Origin of the sequence: Clostridium sp. 1001283B150225_161107_B6, from assembly GCF_015556325.1 — a bacterium.
Taxonomy (GTDB): domain Bacteria; phylum Bacillota; class Clostridia; order Lachnospirales; family Lachnospiraceae; genus Enterocloster.
This window is the reverse complement of record NZ_JADNMD010000001.1, coordinates 750,129-767,725: the sequence shown is the minus strand read 5'-3', so window position 1 is coordinate 767,725 and position 17,597 is coordinate 750,129. Positions and strand designations below refer to the sequence as shown.

Below are 17,597 nucleotides of genomic sequence, written 5' to 3'. Positions count from 1 at the left end.
TGCGGCCCGCTGTTTTTGTTCCTTGTCTCATTGAAAATTTTTTAAACAACCTTTACCTTGCAAAATCCGGAAAAGTCCATTACAATATAGAGAAAGGGCTTTCACGAAAAAACGGAAGCAGAGCAGGGTGTGAAAATACAGGCGTGTTGAGGATTAAGAGGGGTGAGGGAATGAACATTTATGACATTGCAGCCGAGGCAGGGACATCCATTTCCACGGTTTCAAGGGTGCTTAACAATAAAGGGAATGTGAATCCAAAGATAAGGGACAGGGTGGAGGCAGTACTTAAAAAGTATGATTATAAGCCCAGCGCCATAGCCAGGGGCATGGTTTCCAAGACCATGAAGAATATTGCCATCCTGACAGTGGATGTGCGGGTGACGCACTACGCCAGGATGATATATGTGATTGAACAGGAATTCAGTAATCTGGGGTACAATGTTTCGGTTTGCAATACAGGCGGGTCCATACAGGAGTGCGACCGGTATTTTGAGATACTATCGGAGAAGCAGACAGACGGTATTGTGCTCATTGGCTCTGTGTTCAATGAACTGATAAAGTACCCGGAGATTACGGCAAAGATAAAGGATACACCGGTGGTCATTGCCAACGGGCAGGTGAAGCTGCCTAATTTTTATTCGGTTCTGGTGGATGATACCAAGGCCATCCGCATGGCATCGGATTATATGTTTGACCATGGGCGCATGGATTTATTCTATGTCTTTGACATTGCCACGGACAGCGGCAGGGCAAAGAGGCAGGGATTTCTGGAGGCCATGAAGCTGCGGGACGTGCCTGACGGAAACGACCGGGTGGTGATTGTGGAGGAGAGCAGCCTGGAAGGGGGCAGGGACGCCGCCCGAAAGATACTCTCCACAGGCAGGCCTGTCAACGGGGTGATATGTGGTGAGGACATCACGGCCATAGGACTTATGAAGGAATTTAAGGAAAGAGGGTACCGTGTGCCGGAGGATATAGCTGTAACCGGCTGCAATAATTCGCCGGATTCCAGGATATGTGAGCCTGAGCTGGCCACCCTGGACAACAAGCCTGAGCTTTTGGGCGGAATGTGCGCTTCCCTGCTCCGGGACAGGATGGAGGGAAAGGAGTCAGCCACAAGCGTGGCCATCCAGCCGGAGCTGGTGGTGCGGGGGTCTGCGCTGCTCTGAGGGATGAAGCCCACGGGGATTTTCCCGGGGCAGAAGCAGGGAATGGATGTTCAGACCCGCTCCGGGATATGAAACAGGGTCAGGAGAATTTTGCGGGTCAGAAAACGGAAAGTAATTTCCGCGTGTGTCCCAAGATGAAGAAAGCGCTTTTTGCGAAAAGAAGTTGGTAAAGACAAAGAAAGTTTGCGCCAGCTTCTTTTTATTTTACAAAAATAAGAAAACGCTTTTATAAACACGGAAACAACAGGTGAAAAATGCACAAAAAACCAAATAAAAATAGTACATATTAAATAAAAATGAAAAGATTATGCACTTATATATTGACACAAAACCCTTTAATGCTATAATGATGTCATGAGAAAGCGCTTTCTCAAAAAGGAGAAAGCTAACATAAAAGGAGAGAGAGCCATGAGAGTGCAGTATGAGGATTTATTAAAAAAGTTCCAGGGAATTCTGGAGAGCAGAGGTTTTTCGGGAAAGCATGCTGAGGATGCAGCTACCGTATTTGCGAACAACAGTCTGGACGGCGTATATTCCCACGGTGTAAACCGTTTCCCAAGGGTGGTGGAGTATCTGGATAAGGGAGAGATTGATTCCGGCGCCATCGCAACCTGTGAAACCTCCATGGGCGCCATAGAGCGCTGGAACGGACACAGGGGGTTCGGCCCGCTTAATGCAAAGCTGGCCATGGACCGGGCTGTGGAACTGGCCGGAGAGCACGGCGTGGGAGTTGTGGCTCTTGGAAATAATAACCACTGGATGCGCGGCGGCAGCTATGGATGGCAGGCAGCGGACAAAGGGTGCATCGGTATCTGCTGGTCCAACACCATGCCAAACATGCCTGCATGGGGCGGTAAGGACAGAAAAATCGGCAACAATCCCTTTATCATGTCCATTCCCAGAAGCAATGGAAAACACGCTGTCATTGACTGCGCGGTATCCCAGTTCTCCTACGGAAAGATTGAGGAGGCAAAGCTTAAGGGGCAGCAGCTTCCGGTTCCCGGCGGCTATGACACCCAGGGAAACCTGACCACTGACCCGGCTGAGATTGAGAAGACATGGAGGGTGCTCCCCATGGGATACTGGAAGGGCAGCGGCATTTCCATTGCCCTGGACCTGATAGCAACGGTCCTGACAAAGGGCAATTCCGTAAGCAGGATTGGCACCTTTGGCGATGAGGTGGGGCTGAGCCAGGTCATGATAGCCATTGACCCGTCCAGATTCAACACGCCGGAGGAAACGGACGCCATAGTGGACGAAATCCTGGCAGACATCAAGTCCTCTGAGCCGGTTAAGGAAGGCGGGGAAGTATATTACCCGGGAGAACTGGAGCTCATTACCAGGGAGAACAATACAAGGGACGGAATCCCGGTTATCGACGAGGTGTGGGAAAAGCTGAACAGCCTGGAACGGTAAAGGGCGGAGATAAGAGAGCAAGATAGAGGGGAGATTTAACTCATGGAATATATCATAGGAATATTGATTTTAGCATCGTTCTTTGGCCTGGCCGTTTACGCGGCCAGGGGCGGCAACCTGATGATGGGAATGCTTGTCATGGCCATTCTCTGGACCATACTTCCCATGACCGGCAACCTTCTGGCGTCCAATCCTGATTTTATCGCAGCCAATGGGGACAGCATCCGGATTACATGGATACAGGCATTTTCAAAGGTGTTCCAGAGCGGTCCCGAGGGCTGGGGCTCCGTGCTGGTGAATGTGGTATTCGGCGCCTGGTTCGGCAGGGTGCTGCTGGAGACTGGCATTGCAGCCACTCTTATCCGCAAGACCACGGAGCTGGGGGGCGACAAGCCTGCCATTACCTGTATTCTCCTTTGCATTGTCACGGCTGCCATATTTTCCTCCCTGTTCGGCGCAGGCGCAGTGGTAGCCATCGGCGTCATCATCCTTCCCATCTTCATGTCCCTGGGAATCCCGAAGGTGCTGTCCGTGGTATCATTCATGCTGAGCATAGGCGCGGGCATGTTCCTGAATCCGGTACTCTTCGGACAGTACACTGCATTCTTCCTGGACGGGGAGGGCAAGGTCCTGTACCCCTATGAGCAGTATGTAAAATGGGGCGGCATTGCACTGGCGGTACAGCTGGTATTCACCATTGTCCTGATTCTGTTCTGTATGAGGAAGAAATCCGTGCACTCCTGGGCAGCCAGAAGGCCGGTGCGCCAGAAACTGGACTTTGCTCCCACGCCGTCCCTGCTGACACCCTTTATTCCGGTGTTCCTTCTGATTGCATTCAAGGTGCCGATTATCATGGGCTTCCTGATTGGCGGCTTCTATGCGCTGTTTGTATGCGGAAGGCTGAAAAGCTTCCGGGGCGCCTGCCGGACCTTTAACAAGGACTTCTTTGACGGCGTGGTGGACACGGCTCCGCTGGTAGGCTTTTTGCTGGTGGTTCCCATGTTCAACAAGGCGGCTGAACTATGCATCCCGTATTTTAATGCGCTGCTGGGAAATATTATCCCTCACAGCACCCTGTTCATCACCGTTATCTTCTGTGTGCTGGCGCCTCTTGGCATGTTCAGAGGACCCTTCACCCTTTACGGCTGCGGAGCAGCCACCCTGGGTATCTTAAAGGGAGTTGGCTTTGAGGTGGCTTTCCTGGCGCCTCTGATGATTGCCGCCACAACGGTCATGAACGTGTCCTGCTGCATCACCCAGTCATGGATTGTATGGGGCATCAGTTACGCAAAGGTATCTACCAAGGAATTCTTAAAGATGAGCGTGGTGTGCGGATGGATTATCTGCTGCATCCTGCAGGTTATTACATTTATCATGTTTGGTTAACGGGAGGAGAAGAAACATGGGAAACAGACTGGTGAGAATGGGAATCGACGTTGGAGGAACCCATACAAAGGCGGTTGCGATTGACAACGCCACACATGAAATCATAGGAAAATCTTCTGTCAAGACCACACATGATGACAGGTACGGCGTGGCGGCCGGCGTGGTGAAGGCGTTCCGGAACTGCTTACAGGAAAATGATATTGCCCCTGAGGACGTTATTTTTGTGGCCCACAGCACCACCCAGGCCACCAACGCCCTGATTGAGGGAGATGTGGCCTGCGTGGGCGTGCTGGGCATGGGGCCTAAGGGAATGGAGGGCTTCCTGGCAAAGCACCAGACCCGGCTAAAGGATATCGACCTGGGCTCCGGCAGGAGCATAAAGATTAAGAACCGCTATCTGAGCGACGTCGAAGAGGACGAAAATACAGTCAGAAAGGCAGTGGAGGAGCTGAAGGCGGAGGGCGCCCAGGTGCTGGTGGCGTCAGACGCCTACGGAGTGGACGATATTGCCGGGGAGCAGTTCGTGTTCGAGATTGCCCACGATGAAATGGGTATGGAGACTACTGTTGCCTCAGATATCACCAAGCTTTACGGGCTGACCAGGCGGACCAGGACAGCGGCCATCAATGCCAGTATTCTGCCTAAAATGCTGAATACAGCCAACTCCACGGAGGAGAGTGTGCGGGGAGCCGGTGTGGAAGTGCCCCTTATGATTATGCGGGGGGACGGCGGCGTTATGGAAATCAACGAGATGAAGAAGCGCCCGGTGCTGACCATGCTTTCCGGCCCGGCTGCCAGCGTCATGGGCTCCCTCATGTATTTAAGGGCATCCAATGGCGTGTACTTTGAGGTGGGAGGCACCACCACCAATATCGGCGTCATCAAGAACGGACGTCCCGCCATTGACTATTCCGTGGTGGGCGGACACAGGACTTACATCAGCTCCCTGGATGTGCGGGTGCTGGGGGTTGCCGGCGGAAGCATGATTCGGGTGAACAAGAGCGGCGTCCACGATGTGGGCCCCCGTTCCGCCCATATTGCAGGACTGGATTACGCTGTGTTTACGGATGAGGATGAAATCGTGGAGCCACAGCTGGAATTCTTTTCTCCGAAGGAAGGGGACCCGGAGGATTACGTGGCTATCCGCTTAAAGAACGGCAGGCGCGTTACCATCACCAACAGCTGCGCGGCCAATGTGCTGGGGCTGGTGACGCCCAGGGACTTTTCCTACGGCAATGTAAATGCAGCCAGGAAAGCCATGCAGCCCATTGCGGATTACCTGCACACCACGGTGGAGGATGTGGCTGCCCAGATACTTACCAGGGCCTATGAGAAGATAGAACCCATCATCATGGAACTGGCAGACAAGTACCGTCTGGAACACGACCAGATATCTCTGGTGGGAGTGGGCGGCGGCGCTACATCCCTCATAGGGTTCTGCGCCAACAAAATGAATATTAAATACAGCGTGCCTGAGAATGCAGAAGTCATTTCCTCCATCGGAGTGGCCCTGGCCATGGTCCGTGACGTGGTGGAACGGGTGGTTCCGAACCCCACGCCGGAAGATATCAGAAGCATCAAGCGGGAGGCGGTTGACAAGGCGGTGGAGAGCGGGGCGGCCCCCGGCTCCGTGGAGGTCCATATTGAGATTGACCCGCAGACCTCCAAGCTCACTGCCATTGCCCTGGGCTCCACGGAGGTCAAGACAACGGACCTTCTTAAGGAGTGCACGGAGGAGGAGGCCAGGAACCTGGCGGCAGAGGATTTAAGGGCTGAGCCGGGAAAACTGAGTCTGGTGGGACAGACGCCTAACTTCTATGTCTATAACATGGACAGCAGGGGCCGCAAGCCCCTCCGTATCCTGGATAAGAAGGGCTTCATCAAGGTACAGAGGACGGACGGGGAGGTGGTCCTTGCCAAAGCGTCCTCCTACCGGAGCATTGTATCCAGGATGTGGGAGGAGATGGCCATTTTCAAGGCGGACGCCATCCTGCGGCCCGACTATTATCTGTGTGTGGGAGCCAGGGTCATGGACTTTAACGGCACCGGCGAGCTGGAGCAGATTCTCATGCTCATGGACGTGGAAATGCAGATGGTGGACCCCTCGGAAGATATTGTGATTGTCGGAGCGAAGAATCAGTTGTAGAATAGAAGGGGGCAGGCACGGAGGAGGTTTTTTCATGAAGAGAGAGGACGGCAGAAAACTGTTTCGGGCATTTTTGGGAAACAGCAGGGAAATGGCAGGGGAGCAAAGGGCTATGGCGGAGCAGATGGCGGCTCCCTCAAGGGAACGGTCCCTGTATTCCATGGTGGAACACCTGTTGTCACTGGATGAGACAGCCTGGTACCTCTATGCCTGGTCCAGGGACCCCCTGGAGGGGAAATTTTCCAGGGAACAGAAGCTGGCATACGGCTTCAGGGCGGCACAGTGCGGGCGCAGCGAGGCACGGCTGCTTCCCGGAGGAACAGATGTCTGGGACATTGCCTCGCAAATGGGCCTTAAGGTTTCCGCGCCCAGGGTGCCGGGGGGAGGCGGACATGTGATATTTGCCCAGTATCAGGAACCGGATTCCATTACCATATTCATGGACAGCGCCGGGCGGGCTCAGAAGCTGATTCAGGAAGAAAAGCTGGAAGGGATTTTGGGTAACATTGCAGTGGAGGATGTGCTGCTGGCCCATGAGCTGTTCCATGTGACAGAGTACAGGAAAAAGGATTCCATATTTACCCAGACAGAAAAGGTGGAGCTGTGGAGGAAACCATTTTCCAACCGTTCCCGGATATTGTGCCTGGGAGAGATTGCAGGCATGGAGTTTGCCCGCTGCCTGACAGGAATCACCTGCACCCCCTATGTCCTGGATGTGCTGATGATGTACGGCTATGACAAAGAGGCGGCCACGGCCCTCTACGAAGAAATCGCGGCGTTTGCCGGAAAGGGCGAAGGAAAGGAAGGTTGACATGCTGACTACAAGTATTGATTTAATCCAGAAATACGATTACCTGGAGGAAAAATTCAAAAAAGGCTATGAGTTCCTGAGAAATACGGATTTAAAGGCGCTGCCCCTGGGCCGTGTTGATATTGACGGGGATGAGGTGTTTGCCTCGGTGCAGGAGTATACCACTATGCCGGCAGATACCTGCAGGTACGAGTCCCACAATCTGTATTTCGATATACAGTATGTGGTGGAGGGCCAGGAGCAGTTCGGCTACACAAAGCGGGCAGGGCTCCAGGAGGAAACGCCGTACAATGAAGCGGACGATATCGTGTTCTTTCAGGAACCGGAGCAGGGCGGTTCCGTCCTTCTGAAGGCCGGTGACTGCGCCGTGGTGGCTCCTGAGGATGCCCACAAGCCCAGATGCATTGCGGGCAGCCCCTGTAAGGTGCGTAAGATTGTATTGAAGGTCCGGGTCTGAGAACAGACTCCGGCCAGGTGATTTCCCTCTGTCATATCCGGTTATGGCGGCGCATATGTACCTATTACAGCGCGGCGTTTTTGCAGGATAGGATGGAGGGATTTTTTGTGGGATACGGATTGGCACTGGCAGGCGGCGGGACCAGGGGGGCAGCCCATGTGGGGGTGCTAAAAGCCCTGGATGAGGCAGGACTGCGCCCTGAAGCGGTGGCCGGCGCCAGCGCAGGCGGAATCGTGGCAGGTCTTTTTGCCTCCGGGATGCCGGTCGCCCGGATGGAGCAGGCCGTGCTTCATCTGGAGAAGCACGGAGGGGATTATCTGGACCCGGATTTCGGCGGCCTGCTGGGTTTTGTGCCTCAGCTGCTGGCGGGAAAGGGCGTAAGCCTGTCAGGCCTCATTAAGGGGGATAAGCTGCTGGATTATTTTTTCAGCCTGACCGGACAAAAGCAGATGGACCAGGCTGTGCTTAAAGTGGTTATACCGGCAGTGGACCTGGTCAGCGGGAATACCATCTGTTTTACCAACAGCGACCAGGTGCGGGAGGCGGAGCATGTGACATGGGAGTGGGACGGATATCTGTGCGAAGCCATGATGGCCGGAGCCAGCGTGCCCGCCATATTCGCTCCAAGGAAAATGGGACGGTACCTTCTGGTGGACGGAGGCGTGACGGACAATCTGCCGGTGAATCTTCTGCAGGCCGCGGGTATCCGGGATGTGCTGGCGGTGGACATCGGAGGGGACTACGAGGCGCCTTCGGACCGTTCCGTCATGGAGGTGGCTTCACACTCCTTTTCCATTATGAGCAGCCGTCTGAAGGAGTGCGCCTCCACCGGGGAGGTGCTTTTGCTGAGGCCTCCCTTAAGCTCCGGGGCAGGGCTTCTGACCTTTGAACAGATGGGAGGATGCATGGAGCGGGGATACGAACACACCAGGAAAATGCTTCCTCAGATACGCAAGGCCCTGAATCAGATGTGAAATTGTGTGAAAATACATGATTTTAACCCCGGTATATCTGGCAAATTCATGAAAAAAACAGGACTGGGCCATGAAAAAAACTTTATTCCGGCATTTTCACGGGAACCAGCCCTGAAATTGGGATAAAAATCTATACACCCTCCATTGACACCAACTTTTATATCTGTTATAGTTAATAACCGTACGAAGCGAGAGGATGAAAGGCCCGAGACGTGCCTGTTTACCCCCTCGTTTTTTTGTTCGCGTGGAGGACTTCGTTTCACGAAGAAACTAATAAATTGCGGTGCATGGGATATGCACAGGGCGGCCTGCCGAGGGCTCTTTTGTATGGGACGGCAGAGGAAGAAAGGATATTAACATTATATGGAGACAGTTAAGTTTGACGAGTTACAATTAGACGAGCGGATTATCCGCGCCATCACAGAGATGGGATTTGAAGAGGCATCACCGATTCAGGCTCAGGCCATTCCGGTAGCCATGGAAGGCCGCGATATGATAGGCCAGGCACAGACCGGAACAGGCAAAACAGCCGCCTTCGGTCTGCCTCTTCTTCAGAAAGTGGACCCGAAGGTAAAGAAGCTTCAGGCCATTGTCCTGCTTCCTACCAGGGAGCTGGCCATCCAGGTGGCGGAGGAGATGCGCCGTTTTGCAAAGTTCATGCACGGAGTGAAGGTTCTGCCTATATACGGCGGACAGGACATCGTAAAGCAGATTCGCTCCTTAAAGGACGGAACCCAGGTCATCGTGGGAACTCCGGGCCGTGTCATGGACCATATGAGAAGAAAGACCATAAAAGCGGACCATGTCCTCACCGTGGTGCTGGACGAAGCAGATGAGATGCTGAACATGGGATTCCTGGAGGATATGGAGACTATTTTAAGCCAGCTGCCAGAGGAGCGCCAGACCCTGATGTTTTCAGCCACCATGCCCCAGGCCATTGCCGAGATTGCCAGGAAGTTCCAGAAGGACCCGGTGACGGTCCGCGTCATTAAGAAGGAACTGACCGTGCCCAAGGTAACCCAGTATTACTATGAGGTTAAACCAAAGAACAAGGTGGAGGTCATGAGCCGTCTGCTGGATATGTATGCGCCCAAGCTTTCCATTGTGTTCTGCAATACAAAGCGCCAGGTGGATGACCTGGTACAGGAGCTTCAGGGAAGAGGCTACTTTGCGGAGGGCCTTCACGGAGATTTGAAGCAGGTCCAGCGTGACCGTGTCATGGACAGCTTCCGCAACGGCCGCACCGACATTCTGGTGGCCACGGATGTGGCTGCAAGAGGTATAGACGTAGGGGATGTGGAAGCCGTGTTTAATTATGACATTCCCCAGGACGACGAGTACTATGTGCACCGCATCGGCCGTACCGGCAGGGCGGGAAGGGAAGGAAAGGCATTCAGCCTTGTCATGGGCAAGGAGGTTTATAAGCTCAGGGACATCCAGCGCTACTGCAAGACAAAAATCATTCCCCAGGCCATTCCGTCTCTAAACGATATTACGGAAATCAAGGTGGAGAAGATTCTGGACCAGGTGCTGGATGTGCTGAATGACACAGACCTGACCAAGATGGTGAACATCATTGAGAAGAAGCTTATGGAGGAGGATTATACCTCCATGGATTTGGCTGCTGCCCTTCTCAAGATGAGCATGGGAGATGAGAGCGAAGACATCATCGACAGCTTTGAAACCGCCCGTTCCCTGGATGAGCTGGACAGCTTTGGACGTGGCAGCAGCCGCGGCAGAGGCCGTGAGCGCAGCTCCTACGGAAACCGCCGCAAGGGAGCCACAGACCGCGCTGCCGTGGATTACGTGCTGGGCGAGGGTGATGAGAAGATGGCAAGACTGTTCATCAACATCGGCAAGGCCCAGAGAATCACCCCAGGGGATATTCTGGGAGCAGTTGCAGGTGAGTCCGGTATTCCGGGACGCATGGTGGGAAGCATTGACATGTATGACGGGTATACCTTTGTGGATGTGCCCGGACGCTATGCGGACGATGTGCTGAAGGCCATGGCCCACGCTAAGATTAAAGGAAAGAATATTCACGTGGAAAAAGCGAATACTAACAGAAGATAAGAGCAGGTCCCAGGGACCTGCATGACCACAGCCCGGCAGGACTTTTATCTGCCGGGCTGTGCCTGTATTTACATTTTACCGGAGGTGTGATATGGTGAAGGTCAACAGAAAGGAGACAAAGCCAATGAAGGAAGGATATGTGGACAACAGTTTTGCCTCCCTTTATTATAAGGAAATGGGGCAGGGCGTACCCCTTATTATGCTCCACGGCAACGGGGAAAGCCATGAGATATTTTCCAGGCTGTCTGAACTCATGAGCCGGTATTACAGGGTGATACTCATGGACAGCAGGGGCCATGGGGCCTCCCGGATGAAGGGGGATGCCGTAAGAGGAGAGCTGACCATACCGGATATGGCCGCAGATGTGGTCCAGGTCATGGAATTCCTCCATGTGCCCAGGGCAGTGATACTGGGATTCAGCGACGGGGCGAACGTGGCCCTGGAGACAGCCAGCAGTTATCCCGGACGTGTATCGGCTGTGGTGGCGGTCAGCGGCAATGCCCTGCCGGGAGGTATGAGCGCTGCCTCCCTGATGGAGGTGAAATTAAAATACGCCCTGTGGCACGGTCTGGAGAAGATACCCATGCCCCGGGGCGTCAGGGAAAAGGCGGTGAAAAGCCGCCAGCTGTTCGGCCTTATGGCCAGATGGCCCAGGCTGGACAAGGATAAGCTGTCCTGCATCCAGGCGCCTGTCCTGATTCTGACAGGCCGCAGGGATATGATCCGTCCCCGCCATTCTCTGTGGATGGGGGAGCAGATACCCGACTCAAAGGTGGTGTTCGTCAAGGGAGCGGACCATTTTACCCTTCTCAAGAGGGAAAAGGCATATGGGGCCCATATCATGGCCTGGCTCAGGGAACGGGGGATTTAGACCCGGACACAGCCGGAAAAAGGTCCTTCCTATTTCCACTGGCTGTTCAGAAAGTCCACGATATCCGCTGCCTTTGGCGGGCAGCCGCCCAGGGTTTTGGCAAAGCAGGAGGTACACTGTCCCACGCCGATGGAGCCCTCCTGTCCCTTGTAGCCCTGGCCGATGCATACGGGGGGCAGGCCCTTCCTCAGGCGTCCCATGTCATTCAGACGGTCCAGGGCGTATATAAGGGAACCGTAGCATGCGCTGCACGCATCTTCCGGGGCAGTGTAGGCAGCCAGGTGCTGTACGCGTCTTGTCATGCGGAATTTGCTGTCAGCCTCTGTTGCCCTGTTCAGGTAAATCATGTTGGCGCCGGCCGTATCCGTGCTGCCCACGCCCAGGTCCCTGGCCATGGTTATGTAAGGCACATCGTCCACGGAGTACCCCATGCAGTCGCATACAAAGGCATCGCAGAGCACCGGGTCCTTAAAACCCAGCACACGGTTCATGACCACCGGATTGCCGCCTTCCTCAAAATCCAAGTCACCGCAGATATTGTCTACCAGGATAAAGTCATTGCGGGCAATGGTGCTGAGATGGGCAATGGGTTTGTGAAGCCCCAGGGTGTGGAAACGGCGTTTTTCCGAGTTGGGAATCACGCCCTTATTGTTTTTCAGGGCACAGGTCACCGTGGTCTGGCAGTGTCCCTTCAGCACAGGCATGTTAATCATGTAATCAACGGCCGCAGCCTTGTCGCACAGCTTGATTTTCATTCCTCCGGCATCGTATTCCTTCCAGGTATCCCGCTGCAGGTCCACGAAGGGCACGCCATACTGCCTGCACACCTGATGGTATCCTGCGGCCTGGAAGGCGTCCTCCGTGTGGTCGCCCACCCAGGAGCCCTCCATGATGGTGATATTTTGAAAGCCGTGCTCCTGGAGATATTCTATGACGCCGGCCAGCAGCTCCCCGTGGGTGGTGGCTCCGCTGGAGGGCGCCTTTGCAGTTACCAGATTGGGCTTTAACGCCACCTTTTTGTTTACATCGCCAATATCCGCCGCCACGTCCGCCTGTTCCAGGACACGCCTGGCCATGTTCTTGTAATCGGTTCCATGTATGATAATGATATCATTCTTTTCCATATATGAGATTTCCTTTCCTGTCCTCTGCGTATTTATTTCCCATTATAACCGCATAATTTTGATTTGTGAATACTCCATGATATATTCTTTGGCTTCCTCTTTGGAGGAGGGAAGGTTTGCTGTGACGCCGCCTGTCCGGGGCGGATTGACGGACAATGGAAAAAAGGGTATGATATTCCTGGAATATGGTCCGGGTGAAACAGCGGGCCGGTGAAAAGGAGTGTTGTATATGATTAAGACAAATGTGATGCGCCTTCTGGATGCGGCAAATATAGCTTATGATACAGGTACCTATGAGGTGGATGAGAACGACCTTTCCGGCAGTCATGCCGCAGACCTTATGGGGGTGGACCACGACCGGATGTATAAGACCCTGGTGCTGAAGGGAGAAAAAAGGGGATACCTGGTGTGCTGTATTCCTGTGGACGAGGAACTGGACCTTAAGAAGGCGGCCAGGGCTGCAGGGGAGAAGAAGGTGGAGATGATTCATGTAAAGGATATGCTGGGAATCACGGGCTACATCCGCGGCGGGTGTTCCCCCATCGGCATGAAAAAGCATTTCCCTACTTATATAGAAGAAATGGCCCAGCTTTTCGACACCATCATGGTCAGCGCAGGACAGAGAGGCGTGCAGGTCACCCTGTCTCCGGAGGATTTGAGAGGCTATGTGGAGGGGCAGTTTGTTTCCCTTGTTTAAGGGTCAGGCTTATATTATAATGGAAGAAGAACATCCGTACAGGGACCAAACCGCGGCAGCGTCCGGGGCCGGCCCGGGCGGAAGGAGGAGGGGTAATATGGAGAGAGACGTATTGATACAGACCGCCTTGGACGGTCTTGGGCGCTCCTATGCGCCTTATTCCCATTTCCATGTATCGGCAGCCCTGCTGTGCAGGGATGGGAAGGTGTACACGGGCAACAACATTGAGAATGCAGCCTACAGCCCCGGCATCTGCGCGGAGCGGTGCGCTTTTGCAAAGGCGGTGAGCGAGGGGGAACGGGAATTTGAAGCCATTGTCATATGCGGAGGCCCCGGCGGGAAGGCGGAGGATTACTGTCCGCCCTGCGGTGTTTGCAGGCAGGTGATGCGTGAGTTCTGCCATCCGGATGCATTCCGTATCATCCTGGCTAAAAGCGTGCAGGAGTACAGGGAATATACCCTGGCCCAGCTGCTTCCGGAGAGCTTTGGACCGGACCACCTGGGAGGTGCATAATATGAGAATGTATGACCTGATAGAAAAAAAGAAACGGGGCGGTTCCCTTTCCGCAGAGGAAATTGCATATATGGTGGAGGGATTCGTGGCCGGGGACATTCCCGATTATCAGATGTCGGCTATGCTGATGGCTATTTACTTTAAGGGTATGGATGACCGGGAGATAACAGACCTGACCCTGGAGATGGCCCATTCCGGGGATATGGTGGATTTGTCGCCCATTGAGGGAATCAAGGCGGATAAGCACAGCACCGGCGGCGTGGGGGATAAGACCACCCTGGTGGCGGGTCCTATTGTGGCTGCCTGCGGCGTCAAGGTGGCTAAAATGAGCGGCCGCGGCCTGGGGCACACAGGCGGTACCGTGGATAAGCTGGAGAGCATTCCGGGATTTAAGACTGCCATACCAAGGGAGGAGTTCTTCCGCATTGTCAACGAAAACGGACTGGCCCTTATTGGCCAGTCAGGAAATCTGGTGCCGGCAGACAAGAAGCTTTATGCCCTGAGGGACGTGACCGCCACTGTGGACAGCATTCCCCTGATTGCCTCGTCCATTATGAGCAAGAAGCTGGCGGCCGGCAGCGACTGCATTGTTCTGGATGTAAAGACGGGAAGCGGCGCCTTTATGAAAACCCTGGAGGACTCCATCAGCCTGGCACGGGAGATGGTTTCCATCGGGACCCTGGCCGGCCGGCGCTGTTGCGCCCTCATAACCAACATGGATGTGCCCCTGGGCCATGCCATCGGCAACTCCCTGGAGATGGAGGAGGCCATTGAGACCCTGAAGGGCCATGGGCCGGATGATTTGACCGGTGTATGTCTGGAACTGGCTGCAAATATGCTTCACATGGCAGGCAGGGGTGATATGGGGCAGTGCAGGCAGCTTGCCAGGCAGTCCGTGGAGGACGGAAGCGCCCTTGCATGCCTTAGGTCCATGGTTGAGAGCCAGGGCGGAGATGGCAGGTATGTGGATAATCCGGGACTTTTTGAAAAGGCTCCCCTGTCCCGGGAGGTAAAGGCTTCGGGGTCCGGTTATATCACCCATATGGATACTGAGGGAATCGGGGTGGCATCCGTGATGCTGGGAGCTGGCAGAAATAAAAAGGAGGATTCCATTGACTACAGCGCAGGCATCCTTCTGAGGAAAAAGTACGGTGACAGGGTGGAGCCGGGAGAAACCATGGCTGTCCTTTACGCTTCCCGCGAAGAACTTTTTGGACCGGCAGCAGAGAAATTCCTGGCCTCCTGCATCCTGGGAAACCAGATGCCGGAGCCGGAGCCCCTTATATTTGCAAGGGTTTCCGACACAGGTGTGGAAAGAGGGACCATAGAGGAAAAAATTCCATAAATGTTCAGAAAAATCAACTTGAAAAACGAAAGTATTTGGGGTATAATAACACCAGATAAAAGAAGTGGAACTGTAATTTCCTGGGGTGTTCGATACTCTTACCAATTTTGAACCTACATTAGACAAAAGGGATTCCAATATTTTTAAGCGGATGTCAGGCCTCCGTCGAGTGGAAGGCAGATGTTTAAGTGAGGTTGCCCACCTAGCATTGCTAGGCGTCAATAAGTAAGAGACGGCATTCTGGGGTTACACATGATAAAAGCAGCGGTTACCCCGCTGCTTTACTTCGTTTACAGGAGTTGGACCGAATATGAAGAACAGAATGATTGCATGGGTAAGCGGCGTGATACTGGTAGTGGTCACGCTGATGGTGATAATCGTGAAGATGGAGCCGCCCAGGGACGGAATCATAAGGGCCCAGGCGTTTAAGGCCATGGCTCTGGCCCTTACGGACAAGGAAGAGTGTGAGAAGAGGGCGAAGGAACGGGGAACCTCCCATTTTTCAGCAAAAGAAAAGGACAACTGGTTTGTCAAATACATGGATTATCTCTATGATGAAGGCTGTCTGGACCCGGAGCTTACGCCTGCTTCCCTGTCCTCGGCCCAGGGATATCTTACATACGCAGAGGCTGCATACATGGCCGGCCAGGTGTCCGGCAAGCTGAAGCTCCAGGCCGGCTCCACCAGGAATAACCGCGGCCAGGCATATCCCGAGGAGGACTGGTGGAAACTGTATGATTCCATCCTGAAGGAGACGGACCCGGAGGGAAAGGTGGAGGAGATAGAGGCTGTGCTCTACGGCACCCCGTCCAACCTTGACCAGGCCGAGAGCTGGACGGCCTATACCACGGCCGGCAACTTCGGGTTCCAGGGACTTGCACTGGACGCGTTCCTGGACTGTGAGATACGGTTTCTGGCCAGGAACGGGGAGATGATTACCTCGGGCCTGGTGTCCAGGAACGTGGTCTATGAGAATGTATGGCTGGCTGAAAGCGACGGCCGGCATTTTAAGGCGTATCTGGGCACGGCCTACCGCGAGTTCCCGGTGAGCGCCAAGCTTGGCGGGGAGGAGGAGATGGCCGGCAACCTGGCTGACCTCCACATGGAGGACGGCAAGCTGGTCAGGATAACCATGAAAAGGGACCGTCTGAGCGGTAAGGTCCTGTCCGTGACAGAGGGCGCCATTGAGATAGAAGGCTATGGGGAGATTCCTCTGGCTCCCAATTTCCATGTATATAAGGTATATGGGGATTTTAAGGTGCTGAAGGCTTCGGACATACTGGTTGGCTATAACCTGCAGGAATTTGTGGCGGCGGACGGACAGCTGTGCGCAGCCCTTCTGGAGCGGGAATTTGATGCCAAGACCATCCGCGTCCTCCTAATGGATACTGGATTTAAACGTGTGTTCCATGCCTCTGCTGATTTGGTGCTGGGATGCGGTGCTGATTTGGAATATGAGAATGCCAAGGGAAAGATGGTGGGAGAGCGCCTGGAGGCCGGCACGCAGCTATCAGTGGGCCCTGACAGCCCTTACCTGGAGTATGGGCGCATGATTATCACACCGGATGAGCCGGAGGCCATTACCATCCGTTCCATTGAACGGAGCCAGGGCACGCCGGTTTACAGCGGAAGTCTGGAAATCAAGGGGACGCCGGAGGGCCTGGTGCTGGTCAATGATTTGTATCTGGAGGATTATCTGACAAAGGTAGTGCCCAGCGAGATGCCGCCGTCCTATGAGAAGGAGGCGCTGAAAGCCCAGGCTGTGTGCGCCAGGACCTATGCCTACCGGCAGATACAGGGCAACACCTACAGCCAGTACGGCGCCCATGTGGATGACAGTACGAATTTCCAGGTCTACAATAATACCAAGGCTGACGATAAGTCCACCCAGGCTGTGAAGGAGACATACGGAAAGATGCTGTTCTACGGGGATAAGCCTATTGAGGCGTTCTACTTTTCCACCTCCTGCGGCCGTACTGCGGATGCAGGCGTATGGGGGACTGACAGCGGGAAATATCCCTACCTGAGGGCAGTGGAAGTGAAAGAGGGAGGGCGGAGCCTGGGTAAGGAAGACAACCAGGGCTTTGAATCCTATATCAAGAGGGAGGACGTGATTGCCTTTGATACTTCTTATCCCATGTTCCGCTGGCAGACAGACCTTCCGGCTGACATTGCTTCGTCCCAGATTAGCGGAGCCGGTCAGGTACAGGACATGACCATAACGGACCGGGGGCCGGGAGGCATAGCAGATGAGCTGACCGTCACAGGCACCGGCGGTACCGTAACCATCAAGGGGCAGTCCGCCATCCGTTCTGCGCTGGGAAATCCGTCCCTGACCATCACCAAAAAGGACGGGGGAACCATGACGGGAACAGCCGCCCTGCCCAGTGCATTCATTGCCATTGAAAAGAGAACAGGGGAGGATGGGAGTATTTCTTTCCATATATATGGGGGCGGTTTCGGACACGGCGTCGGCATGAGCCAGAACGGCGCCCAGGGCATGGCAAAGACAGGAAAGGGATACAAACAGATACTGGACTTTTTCTACCAGGGAACAGAATTGAGGGAGTGCACGGAAAACCAGTGATTCCGGCGGATTAAGCGGAAACAGAAA

Annotated in this window: 14 protein-coding genes and 1 other RNA gene; 14 read left to right on the top strand and 1 reads right to left on the bottom strand. The window is 54.2% G+C overall.

Going from position 1 to position 17,597, the window contains the following annotated elements; genetic code table 11:
- The first annotated feature begins 170 nt into the window (after window positions 1-170).
- The 9 genes from I2H39_RS03460 (at window position 171) to I2H39_RS03420 (ending at window position 11,303) form a co-directional block, all read left to right on the top strand.
- The gene (locus tag I2H39_RS03460; RefSeq protein ID WP_138306040.1) at window positions 171-1,169 is read left to right on the top strand and encodes a LacI family DNA-binding transcriptional regulator; all 999 of its coding nucleotides are present in this window, start codon (window positions 171-173) and stop codon (window positions 1,167-1,169) included.
- Window positions 1,170-1,577: 408 nt separating this feature from the next.
- Entirely contained in the window at window positions 1,578-2,585 is a 1,008-nt protein-coding gene (gene yiaK / locus I2H39_RS03455) for a 3-dehydro-L-gulonate 2-dehydrogenase (protein ID WP_138306041.1), read from the top strand.
- Between the two features lie 42 nt (window positions 2,586-2,627).
- Entirely contained in the window at window positions 2,628-3,971 is a 1,344-nt protein-coding gene (locus tag I2H39_RS03450) for a citrate transporter (RefSeq protein WP_138306042.1), read from the top strand.
- Window positions 3,972-3,987: 16 nt separating this feature from the next.
- On the top strand, window positions 3,988-6,117 hold the full coding sequence (locus tag I2H39_RS03445; RefSeq protein WP_138306043.1) for a hydantoinase/oxoprolinase family protein: 2,130 nt from the start codon (window positions 3,988-3,990) through the stop codon (window positions 6,115-6,117).
- Between the two features lie 34 nt (window positions 6,118-6,151).
- Window positions 6,152-6,928 carry a hypothetical protein gene (locus tag I2H39_RS03440; RefSeq protein ID WP_138306044.1) on the top strand — a complete coding sequence of 259 codons (777 nt, stop codon included), beginning with the start codon at window positions 6,152-6,154 and terminating at the stop codon, window positions 6,926-6,928.
- Window position 6,929: 1 nt separating this feature from the next.
- Window positions 6,930-7,385: a YhcH/YjgK/YiaL family protein gene (locus tag I2H39_RS03435; RefSeq protein ID WP_138306045.1), complete on the top strand. Its 456-nt coding sequence runs from the start codon at window positions 6,930-6,932 to the stop codon at window positions 7,383-7,385.
- Window positions 7,386-7,492: 107 nt separating this feature from the next.
- Complete coding sequence (locus tag I2H39_RS03430; RefSeq protein ID WP_195625795.1) at window positions 7,493-8,359, top strand: patatin-like phospholipase family protein; 867 nt, start codon at window positions 7,493-7,495, stop codon at window positions 8,357-8,359.
- A gap of 363 nt (window positions 8,360-8,722) precedes the next feature.
- On the top strand, window positions 8,723-10,432 hold the full coding sequence (locus I2H39_RS03425; RefSeq protein ID WP_138306047.1) for a DEAD/DEAH box helicase: 1,710 nt from the start codon (window positions 8,723-8,725) through the stop codon (window positions 10,430-10,432).
- Window positions 10,433-10,523: 91 nt separating this feature from the next.
- On the top strand, window positions 10,524-11,303 hold the full coding sequence (locus tag I2H39_RS03420; RefSeq protein ID WP_138306048.1) for an alpha/beta hydrolase: 780 nt from the start codon (window positions 10,524-10,526) through the stop codon (window positions 11,301-11,303).
- A gap of 29 nt (window positions 11,304-11,332) precedes the next feature.
- Here the strand turns inward: I2H39_RS03420 and I2H39_RS03415 are convergent, their stop codons facing one another.
- Window positions 11,333-12,427: a DUF362 domain-containing protein gene (locus tag I2H39_RS03415; RefSeq protein WP_138306049.1), complete on the bottom strand. Its 1,095-nt coding sequence runs from the start codon at window positions 12,425-12,427 to the stop codon at window positions 11,333-11,335.
- A gap of 229 nt (window positions 12,428-12,656) precedes the next feature.
- On the opposite strand from I2H39_RS03415, the gene ybaK reads away from it, so the two are divergent.
- The 5 genes from ybaK (at window position 12,657) to I2H39_RS03390 (ending at window position 17,570) form a co-directional block, all read left to right on the top strand.
- On the top strand, window positions 12,657-13,124 hold the full coding sequence (ybaK, locus tag I2H39_RS03410) for a Cys-tRNA(Pro) deacylase (RefSeq protein ID WP_138306050.1): 468 nt from the start codon (window positions 12,657-12,659) through the stop codon (window positions 13,122-13,124).
- A 97-nt stretch (window positions 13,125-13,221) separates the two neighbouring features.
- Window positions 13,222-13,638 carry a cytidine deaminase gene (gene cdd / locus I2H39_RS03405; RefSeq protein ID WP_138306051.1) on the top strand — a complete coding sequence of 139 codons (417 nt, stop codon included), beginning with the start codon at window positions 13,222-13,224 and terminating at the stop codon, window positions 13,636-13,638.
- 1 nt (window position 13,639) lies between these two features.
- Window positions 13,640-14,983 (top strand): pyrimidine-nucleoside phosphorylase, encoded by a 1,344-nt coding sequence (locus I2H39_RS03400; protein WP_138306052.1) that lies wholly within the window; start codon window positions 13,640-13,642, stop codon window positions 14,981-14,983.
- Between the two features lie 74 nt (window positions 14,984-15,057).
- Window positions 15,058-15,234: non-coding RNA, 6S RNA (gene ssrS, locus I2H39_RS03395), on the top strand.
- A 59-nt stretch (window positions 15,235-15,293) separates the two neighbouring features.
- On the top strand, window positions 15,294-17,570 hold the full coding sequence (locus tag I2H39_RS03390) for a SpoIID/LytB domain-containing protein (protein WP_138306053.1): 2,277 nt from the start codon (window positions 15,294-15,296) through the stop codon (window positions 17,568-17,570).
- Window positions 17,571-17,597: the final 27 nt, after the last annotated feature.